Origin of the sequence: Hylemonella gracilis ATCC 19624 (assembly GCF_000211835.1) — a bacterium.
GTDB lineage: Bacteria > Pseudomonadota > Gammaproteobacteria > Burkholderiales > Burkholderiaceae_C > Hylemonella > Hylemonella gracilis.
The window spans coordinates 26968-53070 of record NZ_AEGR01000001.1; the positions used below are offsets into that span (position 1 = coordinate 26968).

26 protein-coding genes are annotated in these 26103 nt (G+C 64.5%); 15 read left to right on the forward strand and 11 right to left on the reverse strand.

Going from position 1 to position 26103, the window contains the following annotated elements; all coding sequences use genetic code 11:
- Window positions 1–26 precede the first annotated feature (26 nt).
- Entirely contained in the window at window positions 27–497 is a 471-nt protein-coding gene (locus tag HGR_RS00160) for a Crp/Fnr family transcriptional regulator (protein WP_006296001.1), read from the forward strand.
- Between the two features lie 107 nt (window positions 498–604).
- Here the strand turns inward: HGR_RS00160 and HGR_RS00165 are convergent, their stop codons facing one another.
- Window positions 605–1054: an NINE protein gene (locus HGR_RS00165; RefSeq protein ID WP_039851773.1), complete on the reverse strand. Its 450-nt coding sequence runs from the start codon at window positions 1052–1054 to the stop codon at window positions 605–607.
- A gap of 196 nt (window positions 1055–1250) precedes the next feature.
- Between HGR_RS00165 and rpsP the strand changes: the two genes are divergently transcribed.
- The 6 genes from rpsP to ampE all read left to right on the forward strand — a co-directional run bounded on the left by rpsP (window position 1251) and on the right by ampE (window position 5539).
- Window positions 1251–1502: a 30S ribosomal protein S16 gene (gene rpsP, locus HGR_RS00170; protein ID WP_006296003.1), complete on the forward strand. Its 252-nt coding sequence runs from the start codon at window positions 1251–1253 to the stop codon at window positions 1500–1502.
- 97 nt (window positions 1503–1599) lie between these two features.
- A complete protein-coding gene (rimM, locus tag HGR_RS00175; protein ID WP_006296004.1) occupies window positions 1600–2181 on the forward strand; it encodes a ribosome maturation factor RimM in 582 nt (193 codons plus the stop codon).
- 53 nt (window positions 2182–2234) lie between these two features.
- The gene (gene trmD / locus HGR_RS00180; RefSeq protein ID WP_006296005.1) at window positions 2235–3023 is read left to right on the forward strand and encodes a tRNA (guanosine(37)-N1)-methyltransferase TrmD; all 789 of its coding nucleotides are present in this window, start codon (window positions 2235–2237) and stop codon (window positions 3021–3023) included.
- Between the two features lie 121 nt (window positions 3024–3144).
- Complete coding sequence (gene rplS, locus HGR_RS00185) at window positions 3145–3537, forward strand: 50S ribosomal protein L19 (RefSeq protein ID WP_006296006.1); 393 nt, start codon at window positions 3145–3147, stop codon at window positions 3535–3537.
- A 156-nt stretch (window positions 3538–3693) separates the two neighbouring features.
- Window positions 3694–4413: a CoA pyrophosphatase gene (locus tag HGR_RS00190; RefSeq protein WP_006296007.1), complete on the forward strand. Its 720-nt coding sequence runs from the start codon at window positions 3694–3696 to the stop codon at window positions 4411–4413.
- Window positions 4414–4483: 70 nt separating this feature from the next.
- Complete coding sequence (gene ampE, locus HGR_RS00195) at window positions 4484–5539, forward strand: regulatory signaling modulator protein AmpE (RefSeq protein WP_006296008.1); 1056 nt, start codon at window positions 4484–4486, stop codon at window positions 5537–5539.
- A 42-nt stretch (window positions 5540–5581) separates the two neighbouring features.
- Here ampE and HGR_RS00200 read toward each other — a convergent pair whose 3' ends face one another.
- Both HGR_RS00200 and HGR_RS00205 read right to left on the reverse strand, forming a co-directional pair.
- Window positions 5582–8020 carry a hybrid sensor histidine kinase/response regulator gene (locus HGR_RS00200; RefSeq protein ID WP_006296009.1) on the reverse strand — a complete coding sequence of 813 codons (2439 nt, stop codon included), beginning with the start codon at window positions 8018–8020 and terminating at the stop codon, window positions 5582–5584.
- The gene (locus tag HGR_RS00205; protein WP_237701341.1) at window positions 8017–8808 is read right to left on the reverse strand and encodes a response regulator transcription factor; all 792 of its coding nucleotides are present in this window, start codon (window positions 8806–8808) and stop codon (window positions 8017–8019) included. The genes HGR_RS00200 and HGR_RS00205 overlap by 4 nt, the downstream gene beginning before the upstream one ends.
- Before the next feature lie 222 nt (window positions 8809–9030).
- Between HGR_RS00205 and HGR_RS00210 the strand changes: the two genes are divergently transcribed.
- Window positions 9031–9768: a tetratricopeptide repeat protein gene (locus HGR_RS00210; RefSeq protein WP_006296011.1), complete on the forward strand. Its 738-nt coding sequence runs from the start codon at window positions 9031–9033 to the stop codon at window positions 9766–9768.
- A gap of 34 nt (window positions 9769–9802) precedes the next feature.
- Here the strand turns inward: HGR_RS00210 and rsgA are convergent, their stop codons facing one another.
- Both rsgA and HGR_RS00220 read right to left on the reverse strand, forming a co-directional pair.
- Window positions 9803–10843: a ribosome small subunit-dependent GTPase A gene (gene rsgA / locus HGR_RS00215; RefSeq protein WP_138922341.1), complete on the reverse strand. Its 1041-nt coding sequence runs from the start codon at window positions 10841–10843 to the stop codon at window positions 9803–9805.
- Between the two features lie 14 nt (window positions 10844–10857).
- The gene (locus HGR_RS00220; RefSeq protein ID WP_006296013.1) at window positions 10858–12237 is read right to left on the reverse strand and encodes a M48 family metallopeptidase; all 1380 of its coding nucleotides are present in this window, start codon (window positions 12235–12237) and stop codon (window positions 10858–10860) included.
- A gap of 36 nt (window positions 12238–12273) precedes the next feature.
- On the opposite strand from HGR_RS00220, the gene orn reads away from it, so the two are divergent.
- Window positions 12274–12861, forward strand: a complete 588-nt coding sequence (gene orn, locus HGR_RS00225; protein WP_006296014.1) for an oligoribonuclease — start codon at window positions 12274–12276, stop codon at window positions 12859–12861.
- A gap of 257 nt (window positions 12862–13118) precedes the next feature.
- On the forward strand, window positions 13119–14831 hold the full coding sequence (locus HGR_RS00230; protein WP_006296015.1) for a DEAD/DEAH box helicase: 1713 nt from the start codon (window positions 13119–13121) through the stop codon (window positions 14829–14831).
- Window positions 14832–14931: 100 nt separating this feature from the next.
- Here HGR_RS00230 and HGR_RS00235 read toward each other — a convergent pair whose 3' ends face one another.
- The gene (locus HGR_RS00235; RefSeq protein ID WP_138922340.1) at window positions 14932–15459 is read right to left on the reverse strand and encodes a hypothetical protein; all 528 of its coding nucleotides are present in this window, start codon (window positions 15457–15459) and stop codon (window positions 14932–14934) included.
- 41 nt (window positions 15460–15500) lie between these two features.
- Window positions 15501–15944 (reverse strand): helix-turn-helix domain-containing protein, encoded by a 444-nt coding sequence (locus HGR_RS00240; protein ID WP_006296017.1) that lies wholly within the window; start codon window positions 15942–15944, stop codon window positions 15501–15503.
- Between the two features lie 406 nt (window positions 15945–16350).
- Here HGR_RS00240 and HGR_RS00245 point away from each other — a divergent pair, with 406 nt between their 5' ends.
- On the forward strand, window positions 16351–16875 hold the full coding sequence (locus HGR_RS00245) for a gamma carbonic anhydrase family protein (RefSeq protein WP_006296018.1): 525 nt from the start codon (window positions 16351–16353) through the stop codon (window positions 16873–16875).
- Window positions 16876–16926: 51 nt separating this feature from the next.
- The gene (hslO, locus tag HGR_RS00250; protein ID WP_006296019.1) at window positions 16927–17931 is read left to right on the forward strand and encodes an Hsp33 family molecular chaperone HslO; all 1005 of its coding nucleotides are present in this window, start codon (window positions 16927–16929) and stop codon (window positions 17929–17931) included.
- Window positions 17932–18380: 449 nt separating this feature from the next.
- On the opposite strand, the gene HGR_RS00255 is transcribed toward hslO, so the two are convergent.
- The 3 genes from HGR_RS00255 to HGR_RS00265 form a co-directional block, all read right to left on the reverse strand.
- Complete coding sequence (locus HGR_RS00255; protein ID WP_006296020.1) at window positions 18381–18671, reverse strand: septum formation initiator family protein; 291 nt, start codon at window positions 18669–18671, stop codon at window positions 18381–18383.
- A 78-nt stretch (window positions 18672–18749) separates the two neighbouring features.
- Window positions 18750–20036: a phosphopyruvate hydratase gene (gene eno, locus HGR_RS00260; RefSeq protein WP_006296021.1), complete on the reverse strand. Its 1287-nt coding sequence runs from the start codon at window positions 20034–20036 to the stop codon at window positions 18750–18752.
- Window positions 20037–20121: 85 nt separating this feature from the next.
- A complete protein-coding gene (locus tag HGR_RS00265) occupies window positions 20122–21807 on the reverse strand; it encodes a CTP synthase (RefSeq protein ID WP_006296022.1) in 1686 nt (561 codons plus the stop codon).
- Window positions 21808–22203: 396 nt separating this feature from the next.
- Between HGR_RS00265 and coaBC the strand changes: the two genes are divergently transcribed.
- From coaBC to HGR_RS00280, 3 genes are read left to right on the forward strand one after another with little or no spacing between them, the layout of a single operon-like run.
- Window positions 22204–23430: a bifunctional phosphopantothenoylcysteine decarboxylase/phosphopantothenate--cysteine ligase CoaBC gene (gene coaBC, locus HGR_RS00270; RefSeq protein WP_006296023.1), complete on the forward strand. Its 1227-nt coding sequence runs from the start codon at window positions 22204–22206 to the stop codon at window positions 23428–23430.
- Window positions 23431–23446: 16 nt separating this feature from the next.
- Entirely contained in the window at window positions 23447–23896 is a 450-nt protein-coding gene (gene dut, locus HGR_RS00275) for a dUTP diphosphatase (protein WP_006296024.1), read from the forward strand.
- Window positions 23897–23936: 40 nt separating this feature from the next.
- On the forward strand, window positions 23937–24374 hold the full coding sequence (locus tag HGR_RS00280) for a GNAT family N-acetyltransferase (protein WP_006296025.1): 438 nt from the start codon (window positions 23937–23939) through the stop codon (window positions 24372–24374).
- A 38-nt stretch (window positions 24375–24412) separates the two neighbouring features.
- Here the strand turns inward: HGR_RS00280 and HGR_RS00285 are convergent, their stop codons facing one another.
- Window positions 24413–26077, reverse strand: coding sequence for a glucan biosynthesis protein (locus tag HGR_RS00285; protein ID WP_039851792.1), 1665 nt, complete (start codon window positions 26075–26077; stop codon window positions 24413–24415).
- Window positions 26078–26103: the final 26 nt, after the last annotated feature.

Sequence of the window (26103 nt, forward strand, 5' to 3'; positions counted from 1 at the left end):
CACATCGCCGCTAGGAAGGACGAACCATGGCAACGCCCGTTGACCTGCTTCAGAACGTCTCTCTCTTCAAGGACCTGTCAGCCGCCGAGCTGCAGACGATCAACGGCATCGCGCAGGTCCAGACCTACGCCGCGGGCGACCAGGTTTTCGGGGAGGGCGATCCGGCGGATGCCCTGTACGTCATCAAGTTTGGTTCGGTGCGCATCAGCCACAGCGCGCGCGACAACGAGGTGGACATCGCGCAGCTGGGCTCGGGCTCGCACTTCGGTGAAATGTCCTTCGTGGACGGTGAGCCCCGTTCGGCAACGGTCGAAGTGCTGGAAAAAAGCGAATTGGTGCGCATCGGATTCACCGAGCTGAAGGCCTTGTTCGGCAAGCAGCCGGGGATCGCCGTCAAGGCCTACCAGTCCCTGGCGCATTTCCTGTGCCGACGTCTGCGCGTGACGACGACCGATTTGTCCTTCGCGCGCGAGCGCAAGAGCGCCCGGCATTCCTGAGCGGGCGGCGCTGCCCGCTCAGCCTTCATCGCGGCGCGCTGGACCGGCGTCGGGCCACCATCCGCCGACGGTTCGTCATTGCCGGCTTACCTCGTTGCCTCATCGCGTTATTGCGAGATCTTCTGACCCTCTTCGATCTGGTACTCGAAATAGCGCTGGAAGCTGAAGGCGATGGACGACATCAGCGCCGTCGCGCCGATCAGCAGCGAGCACACCACCGCACCGATGGTCAGCCATTGGGTGCGGCCGGCGCTGTCGTCCGGCGCGGCCTGCGGGTTGTGCCGTGCGTTCCATTTCTCGGGCGTGGCCAGGCCGTAGACGATGGCCGTGAGCGCGCAGGCCGCGATGGTGAAGCCGAACAGAGGGGTGAGCACCCAGCTCCAGCCATCGTCGACGCCGAATTCCAAGGCCCGCCGAATGCCGTACAGGCCCAGCGCCGTGGGGATGGGCAGGAACCAGCCCAGCGTGTCCGTCCAGCCGTGCAGGTAGAAGCGGTGCAGGCCGAACGGCCCGCCCAGGAAGGCCATCCAGGCGGCCAGCGTCTTGTTTTTTCTCATGGGGACGGATTGTGCCGCAGCCCGCATCCGACGTGAGTCGGCGCTGGGGGCGATGCGGCTATAATCAGAGGCTTTCCGATGTGTCGCTGGCCGGGTGGTCAGTTGCGTGTCTCAAACGTCGGGAGAAACCGGGCCTGCTTGTTGTATCTAGCGATCAGGCCAAATTGATTCCCCTTTCGAGGGACAAGGACAAACCATGGTCGTGATTCGACTCTCCCGCGGTGGTGCCAAGTCGCGCCCCTTCTTCAACATCGTCGTGGCCGACAAGCGCAACCGCCGTGACGGTAACTTCATCGAGCGCATCGGTTTCTACAACCCGATCGCGACCGACAAGGAAGAAAGCATCCGCGTCGCGCAAGACCGCCTGACCTACTGGCAAGGCGTCGGTGCCCAGGCTTCCCCCACCGTGGAACGCCTGATCAAGCAAGCGGCCAAGAAGGCCGCCTGAGCCTTTCCTCGCCCGCCAGGCGGAGTCTCGCATCACGCATCCGGTGCTCCACGTGAGCACGGCTCGGCGGGCTGACATCTGGCGGTGACCGCAGCCCATGACCCCTGGCCATCCCCTGCTCGCCCTGGAGCCCGCCGAATTGCCGGCGGACGCCATCGAGGTCGGGCGCATCTTGGATGCCTGGGGCATCAAGGGCTGGTTCAAGGTCCTGCCGTACAGCGCCTCGCCCGAGGCGCTTTTTACTTCCAAGCGCTGGTTTCTGATGCCCTCCGAGAAGGGCGCCAAGACCTTCGACGGGGTGGTCCGTCTGGCCGTCAAGGAAGCCAAGGAGCATTCCGACTCGGTGGTGGCCACCGCCCATGAGGTGACGGATCGCTCGGCTGCCGAGGCCCTGCGCGGCGCCCGCATCTTCGTCTCGCGCTCGAGCTTTCCCACGCCGAACCAGGACGAGTACTACTGGGTCGATTTGTTGGGCCTGGATGTGGTCAACCGTGAGAGCGTGCTCCTGGGGCAGGTGCGGGATTTGCAGTCCACGGGCCCGCAGACCGTTCTGGTGATCGCCTATGACGGGCCAGATGGCAAGCCTGCCGAGCGCATGATTCCCTTCGTGTCGGCCTACGTGGACGGCGTTGACTTGGCCGCACGTCGCATCTCGGTCGATTGGCAACCCGATTACTGAGCGGGCGAGGGCGCGGTGATTCCGCCGCCCCACCGCTGTTGCGAGGGTGTTCCATGCGTTTCGATGTCCTGACCCTGTTCCCTGAGCTGTTCGTCCCGCTGCTGACCAGCGGCATCACGCGCCGTGCCTACAGTGCCAACGGCGAGGGCGGGGCCATCGACGTGCACTTGCACAACCCCCGAGATCAGGCCCAAGGCAATTACCGCCGCGTGGACGACCGACCCTTTGGCGGCGGCCCGGGCATGGTCATGATGGCCGAGCCGCTGGCCCTCAGTCTGGCAGCTGCCCAGTCGGCCCGCGTGGCCGCGGGGCACTCGCGCGGGCCAGTCCTGCTGTTTTCCCCTCTGGGCCGCACCCTGAACCACGCCGAGGTCGAGCGGTGGGCGGCGAGTGATGGCGCGGTGTTGGTCTGCGGCCGTTATGAGGGGCTGGATCAGCGATTCATCGACACCCATGTGGACGAGCAGATCAGCCTGGGGGATTTCGTGCTTTCCGGCGGGGAAATTGCCGCCATGGCGCTGCTGGATGCCGTGGCGCGCCTGCAGCCTGGCGTGCTGGGCGACGCCGAAAGCCACGCGCAGGACAGCTTCAACCCGGCCCTGGATGGTTTGCTCGACTGTCCGCACTACACCCGCCCCGAGAAATGGAAGTGGGATGACACCGGCCAGGAGTTGGGCGTGCCGGAGGTGCTTCTGTCGGGCAACCACGCCCGGATCGAGCGTTGGCGGCGCGAGCAGCGCTTGGCGCTGACGGCGCGCCTGCGCCCCGAATTGCTGGAACAGGCCCGCCAGGCCGGTCGACTGTCGCGCCAGGACGAATCTTTTCTGTCCGGCCTGCTATAATCGCGGGCTGTCCAGATCCTCTGTCCGGCCGCTGTTTTCGCGGAGCTTGCTGACCAAGTTGGCAACGACATCTGAAAACGGCCTTTAGCGCAGCGCGGACACGATCGCAGAAGAGGAACCCATGAACCTGATCCAGACCCTCGAGCAAGAGGAAATCGCCCGCCTGACCGAGAAATCGGGCAAGACCATCCCCGCTTTCGCACCCGGCGACACGGTGATCGTCAGCGTCAACGTCGTCGAAGGCAACCGCAAGCGTGCCCAGGCCTATGAAGGCGTGGTCATCGCCAAGCGCAACCGCGGCCTGAACAGCGCCTTCACCGTGCGCAAGATTTCCAGCGGCGAAGGCGTGGAGCGTACCTTCCAGACCTACAGCCCGCTGATCGCCAGCATTGAAGTCAAGCGCCGTGGTGACGTGCGCCGCGCCAAGCTGTACTACCTGCGTGACCGCAGCGGCAAGTCGGCTCGCATCAAGGAAAAGCTGGCTTACAAGACCACGGAAACCGCTGCGGAGTAAACCCCGCCAGCCTGGCTCGAAAGGCCAGTTCCACGAAAAACCGCCCTCGTACATGGTCCGCAGGGCGGTTTTTCTTTTGGGGCATCATCCGGCCAAGCCGGCATGCAGCTGTGCTTCCAATCTGCCAGTCAGGCCCCAGGCTGAGGCTCTGAACCGATGAGCGCATCCGATCCCACTCCGCTGTCCAAGATTCCGAATTTCGACCCGCGCGCCGTTCCCGTGCGCGCGGTGGACAGCCATCTGCCTGCCGTGCCGACTGATCGACTCACAGCCGAGGCCTTGCGGCAGCGTTTTCTCGCGCCGCCGGTGTGGCAGCCGGAGGTGCGTGCCGAGCCGCGCTTTGTACAGCGTCAACCCGCGTCGGCCGCCGTGCTCGTGCCCCTGGTCATGCGTCCTGAGCCCACGCTGCTGCTGACCCAGCGCACGACGCAGCTGCGCAACCATTCCGGGCAGATCGCCTTTCCCGGAGGCCGGGTGGATGCCCAGGACGCGGGCGTGACCGACGCGGCCTTGCGCGAAGCCGAGGAGGAGGTGGGGCTGGCGCGTGATCAGGTCGAGGTGCTGGGCACCTTGCCGACCTACACCACGGGCACGGCCTTCGTGATCACGCCCGTGGTTGCGTTGGTGCACCCGGGGTTCACCTTGATGCCCAACCCCGCTGAAGTGGCAGAGGCCTTTGAAGTGCCGCTGGCGTTTCTGCTGGACCCGTCACACCACCGCAGGCATGCCCACGAGTTCAATGGCGTCGTGCGCGAGTGGTTCTCGATGCCTTGGCCTGGCACGCAGGACGGCGGACAGGGCGGTGGCACCGAGCGCTTCATCTGGGGCGCGACGGCAGGCATGCTGCGCAATCTGTACCGGTTCATGGCGGCTTGAGGCAGGTTTTCCGGTTTCGATTCAGCCCAGGCCATGCACCACCGGGTATGGCCCCGTTATCATCGTGGGCATGAGCTTTTTCTCTCTGTTGCTGGCCTTGCTGATCGAGCAGGCGCGCCCGCTGGGGCGCGGAAACATCGTGCATGCCCGGGTGCGGGCCTGGTTGCGCTGGGTGGTGCGCAAGTTCGACATCGGTCGTTCACCTTGGCTGGCCTGGGGCATCGCGGTGCTCGTGCCCGCTGTCTTGGCGACTTGCATTTACCTCTGGCTGAAGTATTCCCTGGGCTGGTTTGGGGTTCTGTTGGCGCTGGCCTGGAACGTCGCGGTGCTCTACCTCACCCTCGGCTTTCGGCAGTTCAGTTTCCATTTCAGCGCGATCCGTGACGCCCTGGAGGCGGGCGATGAGCAAACGGCCCGCCGCTTGTTGGCCGAGTGGCAGCAGATCGACGCCAGCGAGTTGCCCCCGCGCGAGATCATCCGTCACGTGCTGGAGTATTCCGTCGTGGCCGCGCATCGCCACGTGCTGGGCGTGCTGTGCTGGTTCTTGGTGGGGTCCCTGCTCGGACTGGGGCCCGCGGGCGCGGTGTTCTATCGCCTGAGCGAGCTGATCACACGCTACTGGCCGCATGTCTCGCGCAAGCAGGCGCCGTGGGTCAGCGAGGGTGTGCTGGCCGTCGCTGCCCGGGCCTGGAGCTGGGTCGACTGGCTGCCGGCGCGCGCCACCGCCTTCGGCTTCGCCGTGGCCGGGCGCTTCGAGGACGCGGTCGATGCCTGGCGGCGCCACGAGGAATTCAAGCGCATGCAGCAGAAGGAAGCGCAGGAATCCGCCCCAGGCACCGGCATGCAGGTCCGGGTGGAGGCCCTGGCGGGCGCGCGACCGGGCGAGCAATTGGCCGACAACGCCCGCGCGCAGGACAACGACCACCTGATCATTGCCGCCCTGGCTGGCGCGCTCAACGTGCGCCTGGGGCTCTCCGAGGCGTCCCGCGCCCGCCTGGGTGGAGGGGTTGACTGGCAAGAGCCGCAACTGGCGCATTTGCGCAGCAGCGTCGGCCTGATCTGGCGCGCGGTCGTGTTTTGGATGCTGCTGCTGGCTCTTGTCACGGTGGGGCGCTGGCTGGCCTGAGCGAGTGGGCGGCGGCGAAAGCCGTCACTGCAACCGCCACCGTTACGGTGCGGGAGATTCGACTTCCCGCGCCAGGCGGTCGATCTGTCGCAGCAATTCACCGCTGGTGGCCGGTTTGAGCAAGGTCGCGTCGAAACGCCGATCAGCCGGCCAATCCATGGGCGGCATGGGCGGTGCCGCGGAGTACAGCACCACTGGCATGTCGGGCCGCAGGGCGCGCGCCTGGGTCAGCAGTTCCCAGCCGTCCATGCGCGGCATCATCTGGTCGGTCAGCAGCAGGTCGTAGCGCTCGTCCCGCAGCATCTGGGCCGCTTCCTGGCCATCCGCCGCCGTGTCGACTTCGAAGCCGTAGCCGCCCAGCAGGTCGGTCAATTGATCGCGATTCGCGCTCAGATCGTCCGCGACCAGGATGCGGCGGCCTCGACCCTCCACTTCGGCGGCGTGGCTCTCGACGAAGATGTCGCGGACCTCGCTTTCATCGGCCAGTTCCAGGTCCAGCACGAAGCTGAAGCGGCTGCCTTCGCCGGGCACGGACTCCAACGCCAGTTCCGCATCCATGCCGTTGAGCAACTGGCGCACGATGGCCAGGCCCAATCCAACACCGTCCACGCCCTGCGCATTGGCCCCGCGCCCAAAAGGTTGCATCACCTTGCTGCGCTCGCTTTCGGAAATGCCGGGCCCCGTGTCGCTGACTGAAAAGCGCAGGCGGGTGTGGCCGCTTCCTTGTGTCTGCTCGATCTTGTCCAGGCATTCGACCTGCAGGCGGATGCTGCCCTGGGTCGTGAACTTGGCCGCGTTGCCCATGAGGTTGAGCAGCACTTGGCGCAAATGCCGGAAGTCGGCGCGCACGGCCAGGGGCAGGTCTGCCGCGATCTCGGCTTCGAAGCGGTTGTGCTGCCGCTGCGCCAGCAGCCGACCTTCCTGCTCCATCTCGTTCAGCAAGGCGTAGAGATAACCGGGCTGGGCGTGGATCTCCGGGCCTTTGAGGTCTTGGCGCGCGAACTCCAGCAGTTCATCGATCAGTTCCATCTGACGGCGCGCGCTGCGCTCGATGTGTCGCGTGGTTTCGGCTTCGAGCGCCGCCGCCGATTGCGTCATGTTGATGATGCCCGCCAGCGGTGAGCGCAGATCGTGGCTGATGCGCGCCAGCAGATTGCGCCGTGCATCCAGGGCTTCACGCAACTGACCCGTGCGTTCGGCGACCGCGCTCTCCAGCCGATCCAGCTCGCTTCTGCGCTGGCTTTCCAGCGCGGCCTGGGCGCGTTGCTCGCGCCGGCGGCTGCCCAGCACTTCCAACACCATCGTGGCTGCCAGCCAGATCGCGCCGTTGAGGGTCCCTGACAGGTTCTGGGTGTAGGCGGACTGCCAGACCAGGCTGCTAAGAAACTCCAGTGCGGGGGGGAAATGCGGTGCCCAAGGCACGCTCTTGTCGAAATCAAAGACGTATTGCGATAGAAGCTGCACCGCCATTAAGTGCATGCCCAGCCAAGCCATGAACTGATGGCGATGGCCATGCACGAGCACGGCGACGAATGCCACCATCACCCACAGGCCCATACTGCTCAGCGCGGGCGCCGCATACCAGCCGATGAGGCGGGTGGCGATGTAGAAGCCAACGAGCCCTACGATCATGTAGGTCCACAGGGGTGGCAGGCGGCTCAGTCCATACAACTGCCGCACATAAATCATAAAACCCGAGATCGCGAAGGTCCCTGTCACCACCGCGAATGCTTCTGTGTAAGGCAGCAGGGTGGGCAAATAGAAGAGATAGCCGTTGACGACGCAAACGAAGAGCGCGTTGGAGAGGGCGCCGAACGATAGCGCCAGCAGCATGCCCGAGCGCAGAATCCAGCCAACGGTCAGACCGACCGCGACCACCAGCAGCACGATGCCTTGCGACAGACCATCGATGATGTGCGTGCTTTGCTGCGTCTGTAGCCAGGCCGCGTCCGAAAAAAGCTGCGGGTTCATCAGCAGCAAGCTGGAGGTGCTCGAGGCGCGGGCCAGCACACGCACCGTCTCCCCAGCCTTCAGGTCCAGCAGGAACACGGGCTGGCGCTGCGCCACGGACCAGGTTCGTAAGGGATAAGCGCGGCCCGCGCGTTGACTGTGCCATTGCCCGTCCGCGCGCAACATGTGCACCTGTTGGTCCTCGACGTTGGGTTTGGCCAGGTTGAGCCAGCGGCGGCATGGTTGCGTTTGCGAGTTGCGCAGGCTCAGCGTCAGCCAGACGGCGGACTGTGTGTACTGCGGCAAGGCCAGAGGATCAAGCGCGGTGAAGGCACTGGCCGGTAGCTGGGCGATCTCCTCGGGGGTGCGCTGCCCTGTTCGGTCCACGTAGACCTCGACCTGGCCGCCCAGCAACTGCTGAGGCGTCTCACACGCTTCAAGCGGCATTGCGCTGGCTGCGAATGGGATGGCCAAGGCCGTGGCGAGCACCAAGCCAAGCCGCAGTCCGCTCGACCATTCGCGGTGCTTCATTCCGGGGTGCCTTTGCCGCGGGCCTGTTGGCGGTAGTCACTGGGCGTCATGGACTGCTGTTCGCGAAACGCGGTGGCGAAATTGGCCGCGCTTTGGTAGCCGGTCAACTCGGCGATATCCTGGATTTCCAGGTCACTGTTCACCAGCAGGTCTTTCGCTTTTTGCAGCCGCAGCTGGCGCGCGAAGGCAAAGACCGTGCTGCCGGCCCGCTGGCGGAACACTTGGGACAAGCGTTTCTCGTGAGTGCCGACGGCCGCGGCGATCTCGGTCAGGCCCGGCAACTCGGCCAGGTGCGTCTCGATGAATTGCATGGCCGCGCGCAGCAGTGCTTCGTCCGCGTCGGTTGGCGTGTGCGCCTCGGCAGGTGCGTCGTCGCCTTGAGATGCTGAGGTGTCCGAGTCCTCTTGGGGTGCTGGCTTGGCCTTGGCACGCCGCGCCAGTTGCATGTGAATGCGAATGCGAGCCAGGACCTCCTGCGGTTCAAACGGTTTGGTGACATAGTCCACGCCGCCTTCGGTCAGTCCGGCCAAGCGCTGGTCGGCTGCGTGCTGCGCGGACAAGAAAATCACCGGGATGTCCTGCGTCTCAGGCGCCGCGCGCAGCCGCCGCAACAAGGCCATGCCGTCCATGCCCGGCATGGAGATGTCGAGCACGATCAGGTCAGGCTGCAAGGCGAGTGCACGCAGATGCCCACGATGAGGTTCCGCCGCCAAGGACACCTGCCAGCCCTGCTGCCGAATCAATGCCACGAGCGAGCGCAAGGCTTCGGGCTCGTCGTCGATGAGCAAGATGTGGGGCTGATCAACAGAGGGGACGTGGGCGGCACACATGTTTCAAATGAGAGTGATTCGCCTGCAACACAGAGGCCTACGACGGTGGGCAAATCCACGCAAATGTAATAACCGCCGTTTTTCCTTTTTGGCAAAGGCGTTGTCCGCTGCGCCAAACGTGCCGCGCGTCCAAGTCGGCGATCCTTCGTCCATCGGTTGTCCTTTGGAGAAGAGCTCATCATGCTGCAGAACCTGCGAACCCTGGCGTACCAACAACAATTCGAAGTCCTCGCGCTGGCCGCCAAGTGCTACTACTTGGAGGGCGATGACCTCCAAGCCTTGCTGCTGCAAGGCCTGGCCCATGCACATTTGGGAGACCATCAACAAGCGCGAGAACTTCTGGTTCAGGTGCAGCAACGCCGGCATGAATTGAGCTTCGAGGCTCAGGCCGATCTGGGCGCAGCGCTGCTGCTGCTGGGGGACACCGCGCAGGCGGACTTGCTGCTGCGCGCGTCGGTGCGTCAGATGCCCCAGCAATTGCCGCAGCAAGCCTATGCGCGCGCGCACCTCGCGTCGCTGGCGCAGCAGAACGGTCGCTCGGACGAAGCCCTGGAAGGTTATCGGCAAGCCTTTGGGCACATGCCGGGTTTGGTGATGGTTTGGTCCAACCTGGTGCGTCTGCTGTTGGATCGCCGCCTGGCCGGAGAGGCCCAGGATGTGCTGGAACATGCCCGTGCGGCTTTCGAGGCGGTGCAGGACCAACTCGACGAGCCCATCGCACTGCAGCAGAAGGCTGGCTTGGATCTGCTGCAGTGGGAAATCTGGTGCTCGACGGAGCAGTTTGCCGCAGCCGAGAGTTGGTTGAGCGAACGGATCGCCGACCTGGGCGAGGCGGACGTCTTTCGTCAGGCCCTCATGCGTTCGCGCCAGATCGGCGTCATGCAGCGCATCCCCGCGCGCAGCATGAGCCTGCACTGACGCAACATGGCCGCCGCCTCGGTGGTGGCGGCGCTCAGTACCTCGGCGGCATGGAGAGTTCGGCATGCAGTTCACGGTAGATACGATAGCGGCTGGAGGTGACGGAAGGTTCGGGTCCAACCTCGCGTTGCGTCGGTTCATCGGTGCTGAGCCTGCCGTCCGCGAGAGCCGGCCCAGGCTCGACGGCGGCGATCACGGCGCATCCGGGTTCGTGCAGGTGCGTGCAGTTGTAGAAGCGGCATGCGCTGGCATGCGCCCGCAGGTCTGGCATCAAACCGGCCAGTTGCGGGGCCTCGATGTGGCGCAGCCCAAATTCCTGAAACCCAGGTGAGTCAATCAGAGCGGTGCGTCGTGCCTTGGGCTCGGCGTCCTGGTCCACCCAGTACCAGCGCGTATGGGTCGTGGTGTGCTTGCCACTGTTGAGCGCACTCGAGATATCGCCTGTTTGGGCCTGAGCGCCCGGTGCCAACAAATTGATCAGGGTGCTCTTGCCCGCGCCGGATGGACCTAGCACCAAGGTCGCCAGGCCTTGAAGGCGCTGGCGCAGCGTCACGACGCTGTCCTGTCCTGCGCCATGTTTCAGATTCAGCGGCAGCACGGGATAGCCCATGCGACGGTAGGCGGCAAGCCGTTCCCAAGCGCGCGCATGCGCCTCGGTCAGATCGCTCTTGTTCAAGGCGATCAGGGGCGCAATGCCGGCAGCCTCCGCGGCGATCAGCGCGCGAGCCAATTGGCTTTCCGAGAATTCCGGTTCGGCCGCGATCAGGATCAGCACCAGATCGATGTTCGCGGCGAAGCTCTTGCTGCGCAATTCGTCTTGGCGGTAGAACAGATTACGGCGCGGCTCGATGGCTTCGACGCTGCCTTCGTCACCCGTGGGCGACCAGCGCACGCGGTCCCCCACCACGGCGTCGTTCTTTTTGCCGCGCGGGTGGCAGATCAGTCGCTGGCCGCCGGGGCCTTCGGGGCTTTCCACCAGCAGATGCCGCCCATGGCTGGCCACGACCAGGCCCGAGGACAAATGCCCTGCTTCCGCGGCAGGGCGTTTCGCCGCGCGCCCGCCACCCCGTGTCACCGTGCCACCGCCATTCAAGCCGTGCCCTGAGGGTGAGGGGCGGCGTTCACACCCAGTCGCGCCAATCGCTGGCTGGCGGGCGGGTGCGAGTAGTAAAAGGCGACGTAGATCGGATCAGGCGTCAGCGTGGAGGCGTTGTCTTCATAGAGCTTGAGCAGCGCGCTGGCCAGATCCGCCGGCTGAGCTTGCTGGGCGGCATAGGCGTCGGCTTCGAATTCGTGCTTGCGAGATCCGCGCGACATCAAGGGCGTGATGAAGAACGTGAAGATGGGCGAAACCAGCAGGAACAGCAACAAAGCCAAGGCGTCGTTCGATGTGCCGAGCGCCGACGAGAAGCCGCGAGCAACGTCGGGGGGCAGCGAGGACAGTGCCGCACCGAGGGCGGGTGCCAGCAGCTCCAGACTGGGCGTGACCCCCAAGCCCGCGTAGAACCAAGGCTGCTGCGCCAGCCAGCCCAGCAGCCCGAAACCCGCGAGGCTGATGGCGAACAGCGTGACGATGCGCTTGACGATGTGTTTGTGCTTGAAATGGCCCAACTCATGCGCCAGCACGGCGTCCACCTCGCCGGGGCTGAGTTTGTTGAGCAAGGTGTCAAAGAAGACCACGCGCTTGGCTGTGCCGAAACCGGTGAAGTAGGCGTTGGCGTGCGCGCTGCGGCGACTGCCGTCCATGACGTACAGCCCTTGAGCCTGGAAACCGCAACGTTGCATCAACGCCGTCACGCGGGCTTTCAGCGACTCGTCTTGCAGCGGCTGGAACTTGTTGAACAGCGGTGAGATGAACGTCGGATAGACCCACAGCAAAAGCAGGTTGAAGCCCATCCAGGCACACCAAGCCCAGAGCCACCACAGTGCTCCGGTGGCGCCCATGAACCAGAGCACCAAGGCCGCGATGGGCAGACCGATGGCCGCGCCCAGCAACGCACCTTTGACGATGTCGCTGAGCCAGAGCTTGAAGTTCATCTTGTTGAAGCCGAAGCGCTGCTCGATCACGAAGGTTTGGTAGAGCGAGAAGGGCAGCTCGATCAGTCCGCCCACCAAGACAAAGGCCGTGATGAGCGCGAGTTGCTGGACCATGCCTGGCCCCATCCAGCCGAGCAGCGCCTGGTTCAGCGCATCCAGCCCACCCAGCAAGGTCCAGCCCAGCAGAACGACGCTTGAAAAGGCCGTTTCCAACAGGCCAAAGCGAAGCTTGGTCACGCTGTAGTCGGCGGCTTTCTGGTGCGCGTCCAGGCTGATGGCGCTGGAAAAAGCGGCAGGCACCGTGGCGCGATGGCGGGCGATGTGGCGGATCTGCCGGGTGGCGAGCCAAAACTTGGTCAACAGACCCAGCAGGAGCGCGGTCGCGAACAGCAGGGTCAGGGCGAAAGACGGGGGCAGGGCTGGAGCTTCCATGGCCGCGAAGTTTAGGGGATCGGGGACAATACGGACATGAGCGACGCCCTGAATGCCCCGAATCTTCCCGAGACTTTGAAGAAATCTGACCAAAACCTGGTCTGGATCGATTGCGAGATGACGGGGCTGGACCCCGAAAAGGAACGCCTGATCGAAATCGCCATCATTGTCACCGGCCCGAATTTGGAGCCGCGCATTGAGGGGCCCGTGATGGTCATCCACCAAAGCGACGAGATTCTGGACAAGATGGATGCTTGGAACAAGGGCACCCATGGTCGCAGCGGACTGATCGAGAAGGTCAAGGCTTCCACGCTGACCGAGGAGGAGGCCGAGGAGCAGCTGCTCGCCTTCATCAAGCAATACGTGCCCAAGAGTGTCACGCCCATGTGCGGAAACACCATCAGCCAGGACCGGCGCTTCCTGGTGAAGTACATGCCCAAGCTGGAAGCCTGGTTCCACTACCGCAACCTGGACGTGAGCACCCTGAAGGAGCTGGCCAAGCGTTGGCGCCCCGAGGTCTACAGCGCGTTCAAGAAGGCGCAAAAGCACACGGCCTTGGCGGATGTGCACGAATCCATCGACGAACTCATGCACTACCGCGCCCATTTCCTCAAGCTGTCCTGAATCCCGGGCATGCAGCCAGCTGCAAGACGTGCGATAATCTGAGTCGCGCCACTCAGTCGAGGGCGCTGACGTACATCTCCCCATCACACACCGGACGTGAGTTCTCCCTGAAAGAACTCGTTGAGAAATGTCCAACCATGCCCTTGTGCATGGATTCCCGTTTGATGGTTGATGTCTCTTAACCATTGAACGGGGCGCACCGCAACTCAGGCGGAGCGCCATGCCGCGTTTTTCGCGGCTTTCCGTGTGAGCATGACATGACCGACACCTTGAACGTGACGGGCGGCCTCGTTTCCGAGTCCACGCCCATTGAAACCACCATTTCCGAAACCATCGCGCCCAACGGCTTCGTGGAACTTGGCCTCGCGCCGGAACTGATCCAAGCCGTGGCCGACCTGGGCTACACCCAGCCCACCGCCGTGCAACAGCGCGTCATTCCCTTGGCTTTGCCGACGCACGACCCTAGCCATCACGGCTACAACGACCTTATGGTCTCCAGCCAGACGGGCAGCGGCAAGACGGCGGCTTTTCTGCTGCCGGTGTTGCACACGCTGATCCAGCAGCAGGCCGATGCTGCTAACCGTGAACGCGAGGAATACGAGCGTGCGTGCGCGGATGCCGCCGCCAAGGGCGAGCCCGCTCCGAAGCGCCACAAACGCAAGGACCCGACCAATCCCCGCAACTTCAAGGCTGCGGTGCCGGGCGCGCTGGTCCTGTGCCCCACGCGTGAACTGGCGCAGCAGGTCGCCCATGACGCGATCGAGCTGGTCAAGCATTGCCGGGGTCTGCGCATCGCGAACGTGGTGGGCGGCATGCCCTATCAGCTACAGATCGCCAAGCTGCAGAACGCCGGCCTGGTCGTGGCCACGCCGGGTCGCCTGCTGGACCTGCAGCGTTCCATGCAGATCAAACTGGACCAGGTGCAGTTCCTGGTCGTGGACGAAGCCGATCGCATGCTCGACCTCGGCTTCACCGACGATCTGGCCGAGATCAACGCGCTGACGGCGAACCGCCGCCAGACCATGATGTTCTCCGCCACCTTCGCGCCGCGCATCCAGCAGCTCGCCATGCGCGTGATGCACGACAACGGCTCGCAGGTCAAGAAAGTGCAGATCGATGCGCCGCACGAGAAGCACGCCAACATCAAGCAGGTCCTGCATTGGGCCGACAACTTCGCGCACAAGCGCGCCTTGTTGGACCATTGGTTGCGTGACGCGAACATCGACCAAGCCATCGTCTTTGCCAGCACGCAGGTGGAATGCGACGGCCTCGCCGCTGACTTGCAGCAAGCCGGTTTCGCCGCTGTTGCCTTGCATGGCGCGCTGAGCCAGGGCTTGCGCAACCGCCGCCTGATGGCGCTGCGCAGTGGGCAGGTGAAGTTCCTGGTGGCCACCGACGTGGCCGCGCGTGGCATCGATGTGCCCACGATCACCCACGTCTTCAACTTCGGCTTGCCCATGAAGGCCGAGGACTACACGCACCGCATCGGTCGCACGGGTCGCGCGGGTCGTGACGGTATCGCCGTGACCATCGCTGAATTCCGTGACCGCCGCAAGATCGGTGACATCGAGTTCTACACCAAGCAGCCTTTCAAGGCCGAGGCCATTCCCGGTCTGGAGCCTCAGCAGCGCATGCCTTCCTTCCGTGCTGAGCGCGGCGACAGGGGTGACCGCGGCGATCGCCAGGGTCGTTCCGACCGCGGCGGCAGTTTCGGCCGGGGCAACTTCGGCAAGGGTCCGGGTGCGGGTCGTCCGGAAGGCGGACGCGGTGCAGGCGCGGGCCGGCCGGAGTTCGGCAAGGCCCATGGTTTCGGTGATCGCGGTGATCGCCGTGAGCGCGGCGCCGCCGACAACACTCGCGGCGGCCGGACCGAGGGCCCACGCCAGGGCTTTGTCCGCCCGATGGGGGATGCGCCGCGTGGTGGCGGTGGCGGTGGTAAGCGCCCCTTCGTGGCGCGCGCGCCGCGCTGAAGGACATTCGACTGTGCCCCGGCATTGAGTGCCGGGCAACAAAAAAGGGGCGCTGCATGCGCCCCTTTTTTTTAGCTGTCGCCAAGGTGCGGCGGAGGGCTTACTCGAGTCGCAGGTAGTTGCAGGACAGGGCCCAGTCGAACCAGTTGCACATGAACCCTTCTTCCTTGGCCAGGACCAGACGGCGGCCAGCGGGCGGCATCAGCCAAGCGCGCGCGTTTTCCGGAGGCAGTCCGTAGGTCACGCTCACGCCGCCGCCCGAGGCGTGGCCCTGCGTTTCGCCAATCGTGGTGTAGGGCAAGCGGATCTGCGAGCCGTCGTTGCAGCGCAAGTCCAACACGCCGCCGGTGGTGTTGGTGTAGTTCATGGTGCCCAAGCAATCCAGTGCCGGGTCTTTGTCGTCGCTCAATTCCACCGTGGCACGACGATCGGTGTACAGCACGGCTTTGCCCGTCAACAGGCGGTCACCGATGACGGCCAGGGCGAGGGTGGGCGTGGCGACGGCGCGCATGGCTTTGCCGTGCATCCAGGCGCAACCGCTCATCAAACTGCCTGCCACGACGGCTGCGATCAGGCCCAGATGCCTCGGCCAGGATTGAGAGGTGAGGGGAGAGTCATTCGAAACCATGTTGCAGCTCATGCTTTCCGGGGACAGTTTCGGTGGGCGTGTCACATCTCTGCCAGCTTGGCCGCGGCGCCACGCTTGCCCAATTTACGGATCGCGGCGATGTTTTGTAGTTGGCTCGCGCGGGGACGGGCTTGGCCCTTTTCCCAGTGATAGACGGTTTGTTGCGTCACGCCAACCAGCTTGCCCATGTCCGCCGCGGAAAGGTCCAGTTTCTTGCGCAGTGTCGCAAAACCGGAGGCGCGGAAACGCAGCCTTGGGTTGTCCTCGTCCTCCCCGGCGGTATCACTGCTGACGGGTTTGGCGCGCCCACCGCTTTTAGCCTGCTTGGCCAATTGCCGTTGCTGGTCCTTGATCTGCCGTTTGAGCGCGGCGAGCTCCGTGCGATAACGGGAAGAGGCTTTCTGGAGCGCCTGCAGTTCGGCGCGGACTTCCTTGCGCGCCAGACGGACGATTTCGGCTTTGAGCAGGGAGGCGAGCTGTGCCATGGAGGTTGGGGGTGTGTGGAGGATGAAAGTGTTTGGAATTTCTGGCGGCAGCGCCCGAGTTAGCAAATCTTGGGAAGCATTGATGCTTGGGCACTCGCGCGTAATGCATGCATTAAGACGCGGCAGGGCTTAGGATACACCACGGAAAACGGGCGGAGCTTACAAAAGCGAGGCTTTGGGTGTCCTTTCCTGTGACTCGGGGCCGCTTAATTCTGATTGTGTTGCGCTTTTGCGCCGACCTAGGGCATCGGTTGGCGCCTGGCTTCTCCTGGATGCAGGGGCAGGGGGCCTCCAAGGCTTCATACAATTCTGTCCATGGCGCGCGGTTCACAAGGCACCCCGATCACGCGCGCGCGCCCCAGTGAAGAATGCAATTCGTGGCGCGGGGTGTCGAAGAAAGGCGGGTATGGCGATTTATGAACTCGACGGGCACGCCCCGACGCTGGGCACCAATGCCTGGGTGGCCGACAGCGCGCAGGTGATCGGGAAGGTGACGATCGAGGCCAACGCGAGTGTGTGGTTTGGCACCGTCGTGCGGGGTGATACCGAGCATCTGCATATCGGCAGGGGCAGCAATGTGCAGGACGGGTCGGTGCTGCACGCCGATGCCGGCGTGCCGCTGCACATCGGCGATGACGTGACCGTGGGCCACAAAGTGATGTTGCATGGCTGCACGGTGGGCGATGGCTCGCTGATCGGCATTGGGGCCATCGTGCTCAACCATGCTCGCATTGGGAAGAACTGTCTGGTCGGCGCGGGTGCATTGGTCACCGAGGGCAAGCAGTTCCCCGATGGCAGCATGATCCTCGGCAGTCCGGCCAAGGCCGTGAAGCAGCTCAGCCCGGAGCAAATCGAGGGACTGAGGCGCATCGCTCAGCACTATGTTGACAACGCCGCTTTGTACCGCCAGGGCTTGAAGAAAATCGCTTGACCCGCATCTGAGCCGATCGCTCCCTACATTGACCTTTATTCAAACTCCAGCGTGTCTGAACTTCACAAATTCTTGTTTGAGGGCTTGCCCGTGCGCGGGTCCCTGGTGCGCCTGGGCAGCGATGCCTGGGGCGAAATTCTGCGCCGCCGAGCGCAGAGCCTGTCCGGCGCTGAGTCTGACCGCGCGTCCGGTGCTTATCCCCAGCCGGTTCAGAATCTGCTGGGTGAAATGGCCGCTGCGGCGGTGCTCATGCAGTCCAGCATCAAATTCGATGGCGCGCTGATTTTGCAGGTCTTTGGTGACGGCCCGGTGAAACTGGCCGTGGCTGAGGTGCAGTCTGACCTGCGTCTGCGTGCCACGGCCACGGTGCAGGGCGACGTGGCAGCCGATGCGCAGCTTTCTGACATGTTGAATGTGCATGGTCAGGGACGTTGCGCTGTCACGCTGGACCCCAAGGGCCGCCAGCCGGGCCAGCAGCCCTACCAGGGCGTGGTTCCTCTGACGGAGGCCGATGGTCGAGGCCTGCGCACCTTGTCCGAAGCGTTGGAGCATTACATGCGACAGAGTGAGCAGCTCGAAACCACGCTGGTGCTGGCGGCCGATGACCAGGTGGCTGCCGGCCTGTTGATCCAGCGTTTGCCCGTTCAGGGCGCGGGCAACCTGGAGGGCGAGAAGGGTGTGGAGCAGGCGGCCGAGATGCAGGAGCATTACAACCGCATCGCGACCTTGGCAGCCAGCTTGAAACGCGAGGAGCTGCTGACGCTGGATGCGGACACTATTCTGCGGCGCCTGTTCTGGGAGGAGCGCCTGCAACGCTTCGAACCACAGCGGGGCGAGCAGGGTCCTCGATTCGCGTGCACGTGCAGCCGAGAGCGGGTGGCCGGCATGATCCGCGGCCTGGGACAGGAAGAAGTGCGGGACATCCTGGCCGAGCAGGGTGCGGTGCAAGTGGATTGTGATTTCTGTGGCGCCAGCTACCGCTTTGACGAAATCGACGCAGCCCAATTGTTCACCCAGGCGGAAGACCAACCGCCCTCGAGTTCCACGGTGCAATAGGGCTGGAAGCCCGGTGTGCAAGTCCGCTGAACAAGCGGAACTCGCAATCGGGATCAGCGCAAGTCTCGCAGGGGCCGCGCCAGCGGCCCTCCCTGTGTTCTAGGGGAATTTCCTGCGGAAACAACAACTGCGTCGCCGCGCTCAGGCGCTGCGGCCCTTGCCCATAGACCACGCCATAGGTGCGGCCCGCCGCACTCAGCCATGCGCGCAGTCGGGCATCCTCGGCGCGGCGGAGGGCTTGGCTTGCAGCATCCGGTTGTACGCTCGGGTCCGGCCAGTCCAGACCCATCAGCAGGACACGATCCCAGGTGAGAGTCTCGTCAAGGTCTGGTGCATCCAGGAAGGTATGCGCAGACCAGTGCCGCAAGAGAGCTTGCGTCAACCAGCTCTTGCCAGTGCCGACGGCACCCAGCAGTGCGACCTTCATGCGCGCGTTGACTCCCGGCGATCTATTGATCGATCTGCACGTAGATTTCGTTGGGCTTGACCATGCCTAACTCTCGCCGCGCTTTCTCTTCGACCATGTCCAGCCCTTCTTGCAGGTCCTGGACTTCCGCAGCCAGCCGCTCGTTCTGTTGCTTGGCCTCTATGTTGCGCTGGGTTTGAGCTTCCAGCTTATTGGCCAAGGCGGCAACCTGGGGCACGCTGCCGCGACCAAACCACAGCTGCGCGTGCACGATGAGCAGGAGTGCCACCAGCAGCAGCGGTAGCAGACGGGAAGGGCGAGGCGGTCGTGCCATGGGGGATCGTGTCTCGCCTGCCTCGTCGATGGGTCCTGAAGTCAGCGTGTCAGCATGCCGCGTCCGAAGCAAGCAGGCTTACTTCAGGTTGTAGAAGGCCGCGCGGCCGGGATACACCGCGACTTCGCCCAGGTCTTCCTCGATGCGCAGCAGCTGGTTGTACTTGGCCATGCGGTCGCTGCGGCTGAGCGAGCCCGTCTTGATCTGGCCAGCGTTCGTGCCCACAGCGATGTCGGCGATGGTGCTGTCTTCGGTTTCACCCGACCGGTGGCTGATCACCGCGGTGTAGCCCGCCCGTTTGGCCATCTCGATGGCGGCGAAGGTCTCGGACAGGGTGCCGATCTGGTTGATCTTGATCAGGATGGAGTTGGCGATCGACTTGTCGATGCCTTCCTTCAGGATCTTGGTGTTGGTCACGAAGAGGTCGTCACCCACCAACTGCACCTTCTTGCCCAGGCGCTCGGTCAGCGTCTTCCAGCCCTCCCAGTCGCCCTCGGCCATGCCGTCCTCGATGCTGATGATGGGGTACTTGTCGCACCAAGTGGCCAGCATGTCCGTCCATTCGGGGGCGGAGAGCTTCAGCCCGCCTTCGCCTTCCAGCACGTACTTGCCTTCTTTGTAGAACTCGCTCGAGGCGCAGTCCAGGCCCAGGGCGATCTGCGAACCCGCTTCGTAGCCCGCACTGGCGATGGCCTCAAGGATGAGTTGGATGGCGGCTTCATGGTTGGCCACGTTGGGCGCGAAACCGCCTTCGTCGCCGACCGAGGTGGGCATGCCCTTGGCGTCGATGATTTTCTTGAGGGCGTGGAACACCTCGGCACCCCAGCGCAGCGACTCGCGGAAGCTGGTCGCGCCCACGGGCAAGATCATGAACTCCTGCAGGTCCAGGCTGTTGTTGGCATGCGCGCCGCCGTTGATCACGTTCATCATCGGCACGGGCATTTGCACCGCGCTCATCCCACCGAAGTAGCGGTACAGCGGCAAGCCCGCCTCCTCGGCCGCCGCACGGGCCACAGCCATGCTGACGGCCAGCATCGCGTTGGCACCCAGGCGGCTTTTGTTGTCGGTGCCGTCGAGGTCGATCAGCGTCTTGTCCAGGAACGACTGCTCGGCGGCGTCCAGGCCAAGCACCGACTCGCTGATCTCGGTGTTGATGTGTTCGACGGCCTTGAGCACGCCCTTGCCCAGATAACGGCTCTTATCGCCATCGCGCAATTCGATGGCTTCACGCGAACCCGTGGAAGCCCCCGAGGGCACGGCAGCGCGGCCCATGGTGCCGCTTTCCAGCAGCACGTCGCATTCCACCGTGGGGTTGCCACGGCTGTCCAAGATTTCACGACCGACGATGTCAACGATGGCGCTCATGTTGTCTTCTCTTTACTCGAAGTTGAAAAACGGTGGGATAGCGGAAGTGGGCAGCGGGTAAACCAGAGATGGTGGTTTCCGTCGTTCAGGCCGCGGCCTTCAGCGCCGGGCTCGTGGCGCTGTTCTGGCCGCTGCCCTGACGCGACAGCGCGGCCTTGACGAAGGAGTTGAACAGCGGATGCCCATTCCAGGGGGTGGACTTGAATTCAGGATGGAACTGGACGCCGACGAACCAGGGGTGGGTGGCCTGCGGCAGCTCGACGATCTCGGTCAGATGCTCGCGCTGGGTCAGCGCCGAGATCACCAGCCCCTTGTCGCGCAAGGTGTCGAGGTAGTTGACGTTGGCCTCGTAACGGTGGCGGTGGCGCTCGGTGACGACGTCGCCATAGATGCTGTGTGCCAGCGTGCCTTTGACCACGTCCGAACTCTGCGCGCCCAGGCGCATGGTGCCGCCGAGGTCGGAGTTGGCGTCGCGCTTCTTGATGGTGCCGTCCGCGTCCTTCCATTCGGTGATCAGGGCGATCACGGGGTGCGCGCAGCCGGGTTCGAACTCGGTGCTGTTGGCGTCCTTCAGGCCCGCCACATGGCGCGCGAACTCGATGGTGGCCACCTGCATGCCCAGGCAGATGCCCAGGTAGGGCACCTTGTGCTCGCGCGCGTAGCGTGCCGTGCAGATCTTGCCTTCGATGCCGCGCTTGCCGAAGCCGCCGGGAACGAGGATGGCGTCGTACTTCGCCAACTGGCCCACCGTGTCGTCACTGATGGTTTCCGAATCCACATGCTCGATCTTCACCCGCACATGGTTTTTCATGCCCGCGTGGCGCAGGGCTTCGTTGACGGACTTGTAGCTGTCGGACAGGTCCACGTACTTGCCGACCATGGCGATGGTCACTTCGCCCTGCGGATGCTCCACCTCGCGCACCAGCGCGTCCCAACGCTTCAGGTTGGCGGGCGGCGTATTGATGCGCAGCTTGTCGCAGATCAGGCCGTCCAGGCCTTGTTCATGCAACACGCGCGGTACCTTGTAGATGGTGTCCACGTCCGGCATGGAGATCACGCCCCAGTGCGGCACATTCGTGAAGAGGCTGATCTTCTCGCGCTCGTCGTCCGGGATGGCACGGTCGGCGCGGCACAGCAGCGCGTCGGGCTGGATGCCGATCTCGCGCAACTTCTGCACCGTGTGTTGGGTGGGCTTGGTCTTGAGTTCACCCGCGGCCGCGATCCATGGCACGTAGGTCAGGTGCACGAAGGCCGCGTTGTTCGGGCCCAGGCGCAGGCTGAGCTGGCGCACGGCTTCGAGGAAGGGCAGGGATTCGATGTCGCCGACCGTGCCGCCGACCTCGACAATGGCCACATCCACCGCGTCGGGCGTGCCCATGCCGGCACCACGCTTGACGTATTCCTGAATCTCGTTGGTGACATGCGGGATCACCTGCACGGTCTTGCCCAGGTAGTCGCCACGGCGTTCCTTTTCAAGAACGCTCTTGTAGATCTGACCGGTGGTGAAGTTGTTGCTGCGCTTCATCCGGGTTTCGATGAAACGCTCGTAGTGACCCAGGTCCAGATCAGTTTCGGCGCCATCGTCGGTGACGAAGACCTCACCGTGCTGGAAGGGCGACATGGTGCCCGGGTCCACGTTGAGGTAGGGATCCAGCTTGATGAGGGTGACTTTGAGGCCGCGCGATTCAAGGATTGCGGCCAGAGACGCGGAGGCGATGCCCTTGCCCAGGGAAGACACCACGCCGCCGGTGACGAAGACGAATTTGGTCATGTCGAGTCGAACCGTGCAAGGTTCGATGAGCAGGTAAAGCGAGATTATAGGCGTGGTGGATTGGCGTTCTTTTCGCAGAAAGGCGGATGCCGCGTTGGGGCTGGGGCGGGCGCGCGATTTCGGGGATGGCGCTTGGGGCGGGTATGAGGCCACAGCGTGACGACAAGTGTCGTCACGCATCCTGCATCTTGTTTGCGATAACGTGTTTGAGCGTAGCGCTGCAAGCGCGAAGCGAGTTGTTATCGCTGTGGCTTCATACTCGCCCTGAGCGCGAAGTCGGCGTAGCCGACCATCACCGTATGAGCGCGCCCGCCCCAGCCCCAGCGCGGAATCCATCCCCCAGTCAATCGGACGCAGCTCATAGACCGCATTTGGGAGCTGCTACATTCCCGGGCCATGAACGAGCTTGCTGGAAAACACATCGTCCTGGGCCTCTCCGGTGGCGTGGCTTGCTACAAGTCCGCGGAGTTGTGTCGGCTGCTGATCAAGGCGGGCGCGACCGTGCAGGTCATCATGACCGAAGCCGCCGCGCAGTTCATCACTCCCGTGACCATGCAGGCCTTGTCCAATCGGACGGTGTACCTGTCGCAGTGGGACGCACGCGAGCCCAACAACATGCCCCACATCAACGCGACGCGGCAGGGTGACAGACATGCGGATGCCATACTCGTCGCGCCGGCCAGCGCGGATTTCATCGCCCAGTTGGCGCAGGGTCGCGCCAGTGAGCTGCTGGGCCTGATGTGCCTGGCGCGCCCCATTGACAAGGTGCCCTTGCTGCTGGCCCCCGCGATGAACCGCGAAATGTGGGCCCACCCTGCCACCCAGCGCAACCTGGCCCAGGTGGCCGACGATGGGGCCACGCTGCTGGGTGTGGGCAATGGTTTGCAGGCCTGTGGCGAGACCGGGGACGGCCGCATGCTGGAGCCCGCGGACATTCTGGAAGACCTGATCGCCTTCTTCCAGCCCAAGCTGCTGCGCGGCCAGCGTGTGCTGGTCACGGCGGGGCCGACTTATGAAGCCATCGACCCCGTGCGTGGCATCACCAACCGCTCCAGCGGCAAGATGGGATTCGCCATTGCCCGTGCCGCGCGCGAGGCGGGCGCGGACGTGACCCTGGTGGCGGGACCGGTGCATTTGCCCACGCCGCGCGGTGTGCGTCGCATGGACGTGCGGTCGGCACAGGAGATGCAGCGGGCCGTTGAGTCCGAAGTGCTCCATGCTTCTGTTTTTGTAGCGACCGCCGCCGTCGCCGACTGGCGCCCTGCCAGCGTGGCCGAGCAGAAGATCAAGAAGGACGGCAGCGGCAAACCGCCTGCGCTGGACTTCGTCGAAAACGACGACATCTTGGCTGGCGTGGCGCAGTCGTCGCGCGCGAAGAGCGGCGCGCTGTACTGCGTCGGTTTTGCCGCGGAGAGCCACGAACTGCTGGCCCATGCCCAGGCCAAGCGCGTTCGCAAGGGGGTGCCCTTGCTGGTGGGCAACATCGGCCCGGCCACCTTCGGTCAGGACGACAATGCCTTGTTGCTGGTCGATGAACGCGGCACCAAAGAACTTTCCCGTGCCGACAAGCTCAATCTGGCGCGCCAACTGGTGACCGAGATCGCCTTGCGTCTCACGAAGTAATTTTTCCGTTTCTCCCATGCTCATCGACGTCAAGATCATCGACGCGCGTCTGCGCGAACACATGCCCGCCTACGCCACGCCCGGCAGCGCCGGCCTGGACCTGCGGGCCTGCCTGGACACGCCCCTGACCCTGGCTCCCAATGCCTGGCAACTCGTGCCCACGGGCATGGCGATCCATCTGGCCGACCCCGGGTATGCCGCGCTCATCCTGCCGCGCTCGGGCCTAGGTCACAAGCACGGCATCGTTCTGGGCAACCTCGTGGGCCTGATTGACAGCGACTACCAGGGGCAGCTGATGGTCAGCGCCTGGAACCGCAGCGCCACGGCTTTCACCATCGAGCCCATGGAGCGCATCGCCCAACTGGTAATCGTGCCCGTGGTGCAGGCTCGCTTCCATCTCGTGGACGAGTTCGCCGCGGAAACCGAACGGGGTGCGGGCGGCTACGGATCAACCGGCAAGCGCTGAACCGTTCGCGACGCATCCACACCGCCACAGCCACAGGCCCATGACACTGCGCGTCGCCCCCTTGCAGCCTGGAGACCGGTCCGCCTGGGAGCGCCTCGCGCGCGGCTACAAGGCTTTTTACAACACGCCCACCACCGATGATGAGTACGCCCGCGCCTGGATCCGCCTCTTGAACGAGGAGGGCATCCACGGTCTGGGCGCCTATCTCGACGGTGAGTTGCGGGGGCTGGCCCACTACCTCTTCCACGCCAACACCTGGGCGTCGAGCGTTTGCTATTTGCAGGATCTCTACACGGACCCCTCGGTGCGCGGCCAGGGCCTAGGCCGCGCGCTGATCGAGGCGGTGGCGGACCAGGCCCGGCAGCGGGGAGCGGCACGCTATTACTGGCTCACCCAGGCCCACAACGCCACGGCCCGTGCCTTGTATGACCGGCTCGCCCATCACGGCGGTTTTGTCCGCTACGACTATTCGCTTTGATGGCGGACTGCGTTCAGCGGCCTCGGTGCGGGGCCGGCTTACACCGGGTGGTACTGGTAGAGCCAAGTCTCTGACAGCGTCTGGCCCGCTTGGCGCAGGTAGAGCCGCATGTCCACCGGATCTTGGCCGCTCGCGGTGAGATCGAACGCGGCGCGCCAGTGGCCCGGTACCCCATTGGGCACGGCCTCGCAGAAGACATTGCTGAAGGTTCCGCGCGAGGCGCTGAGCACGGCTTCGGGCCGCACGCCCCAGGGCAACTGGCCCAACGGGCCTCCCAGAAACTCCACCACGAACTTGCGCACGCCCCGGGGGCGCTGCTTGCCCGGTTCGCCGCCATGGCCCAGTCGCGTGGCGACGCACTGCGCCAGCGCCGCTCGCGACGCGGCCGGTTCGTCGGCGCGCCAGTGCAGCCTGTACTTCAGCCGTTGGCTGCTGCCCGCCTTGGCCTCGGCTTGAGGCACCCACATGGCGACGATGTTGTCGTGAATTTCATCGTCGGTCGGGATCTCGATCAGCTGCACGCTGCCCGCGCCCCAGTCGCCCAGCGGTTCGACCCAGAGGCTGGGGCGGCGGTCGTAGGCCACGCCGTCCAGGTAATGGTCGAAGTTGCGGTCGCGTTGCATCAGACCGAAGCCTCGGGGCGCGCGGTCCGCGAAAGCCGAGGCCATGGTGCGCTTGGGATTGTTCAGCGGTCGCCAAATGCGTTCGCCGCTGCCCGTCCACAGGGCCAGGCCATCGGAGTCGTGGACCTCGGGTCGCCAGTCCACGGCGGTGGACTTGTCCGTCTCTGAGAACCAGTACATGGAGGTCAGCGGGGCGATGCCGAGGCGCGCCACGTCGCGGCGCAGGAAGAGTGCGCAGTCGATCTCCATCAGCACCGCGCCGTTCTTGCCTGTGTCGCGCCGCAGTTCGAAGCGGTAGGCACCGCTGATGCTGGGGCCATCCAGCAAGGCAAAAACGGTCACTGGGGCCGTGCTGGTGTTGTCCCCTGGTTTGCCCGAGGGCGGCAGGAACCAGAAGTGGGTGAAGGCAGGAAACTCCTCCGGTTTACCAGCCTGCGCCACGTCCAGGGCCACGCCACGCGCTGACAGACCGTATTGGTAAAGGTCGCCGATGGCGCGGAAGTAAGACGCGCCCAGAAACGCCACCCAGTCATTTTTTTGCCAAGGCAGTTGCTTCTGTGCCTCGGCGCCGCCGAGCCGGCTTTCCTGGAAGCGGAACCCCGCGAAGCCCGCGCCGGCCGGAAGCTCGCGTGCCGGGCTGTCGGCGGGCATGTCGAAGTAGGCCGGGTTGTAGAGGATTTCGCGCGCCTGGCGACCCGTCGCGTCCAGCAGGTGCATGTGCACGGGGGTTTGGAAGTAGCGACCCAGATGGAAGAAGGTGACCGGGAAGGCGCCGGGCCCTTGCGCGAACAGCGCGAATTCGCTCTTGTAGCGCAGCTGGCCGTGGGCGTCGTAATCGATGCGTTCGAGCACGTTGCTGGGCAAGGGCGGCGGCGGGGCGTAGGCCTGAGCGGCCAGGTTCCGCGCGCGCGCAACCAGCTCGTCAAAAGAAAACGCCTGCGCGGGCCCGTATTCCAGCTGGGTCGGCAGCGCGGCCCATGCGGAACGTGGCAAGGTGCTCCAGGCGCCGAGGGCGCTGATCGCGCCCGCGCCGACCAGCAGTTGGCGGCGGCTCAAGGTCTCGGGGTTGTCTTGGCTCATGTCATCTGTCTCGCCAGTGCCGGCCA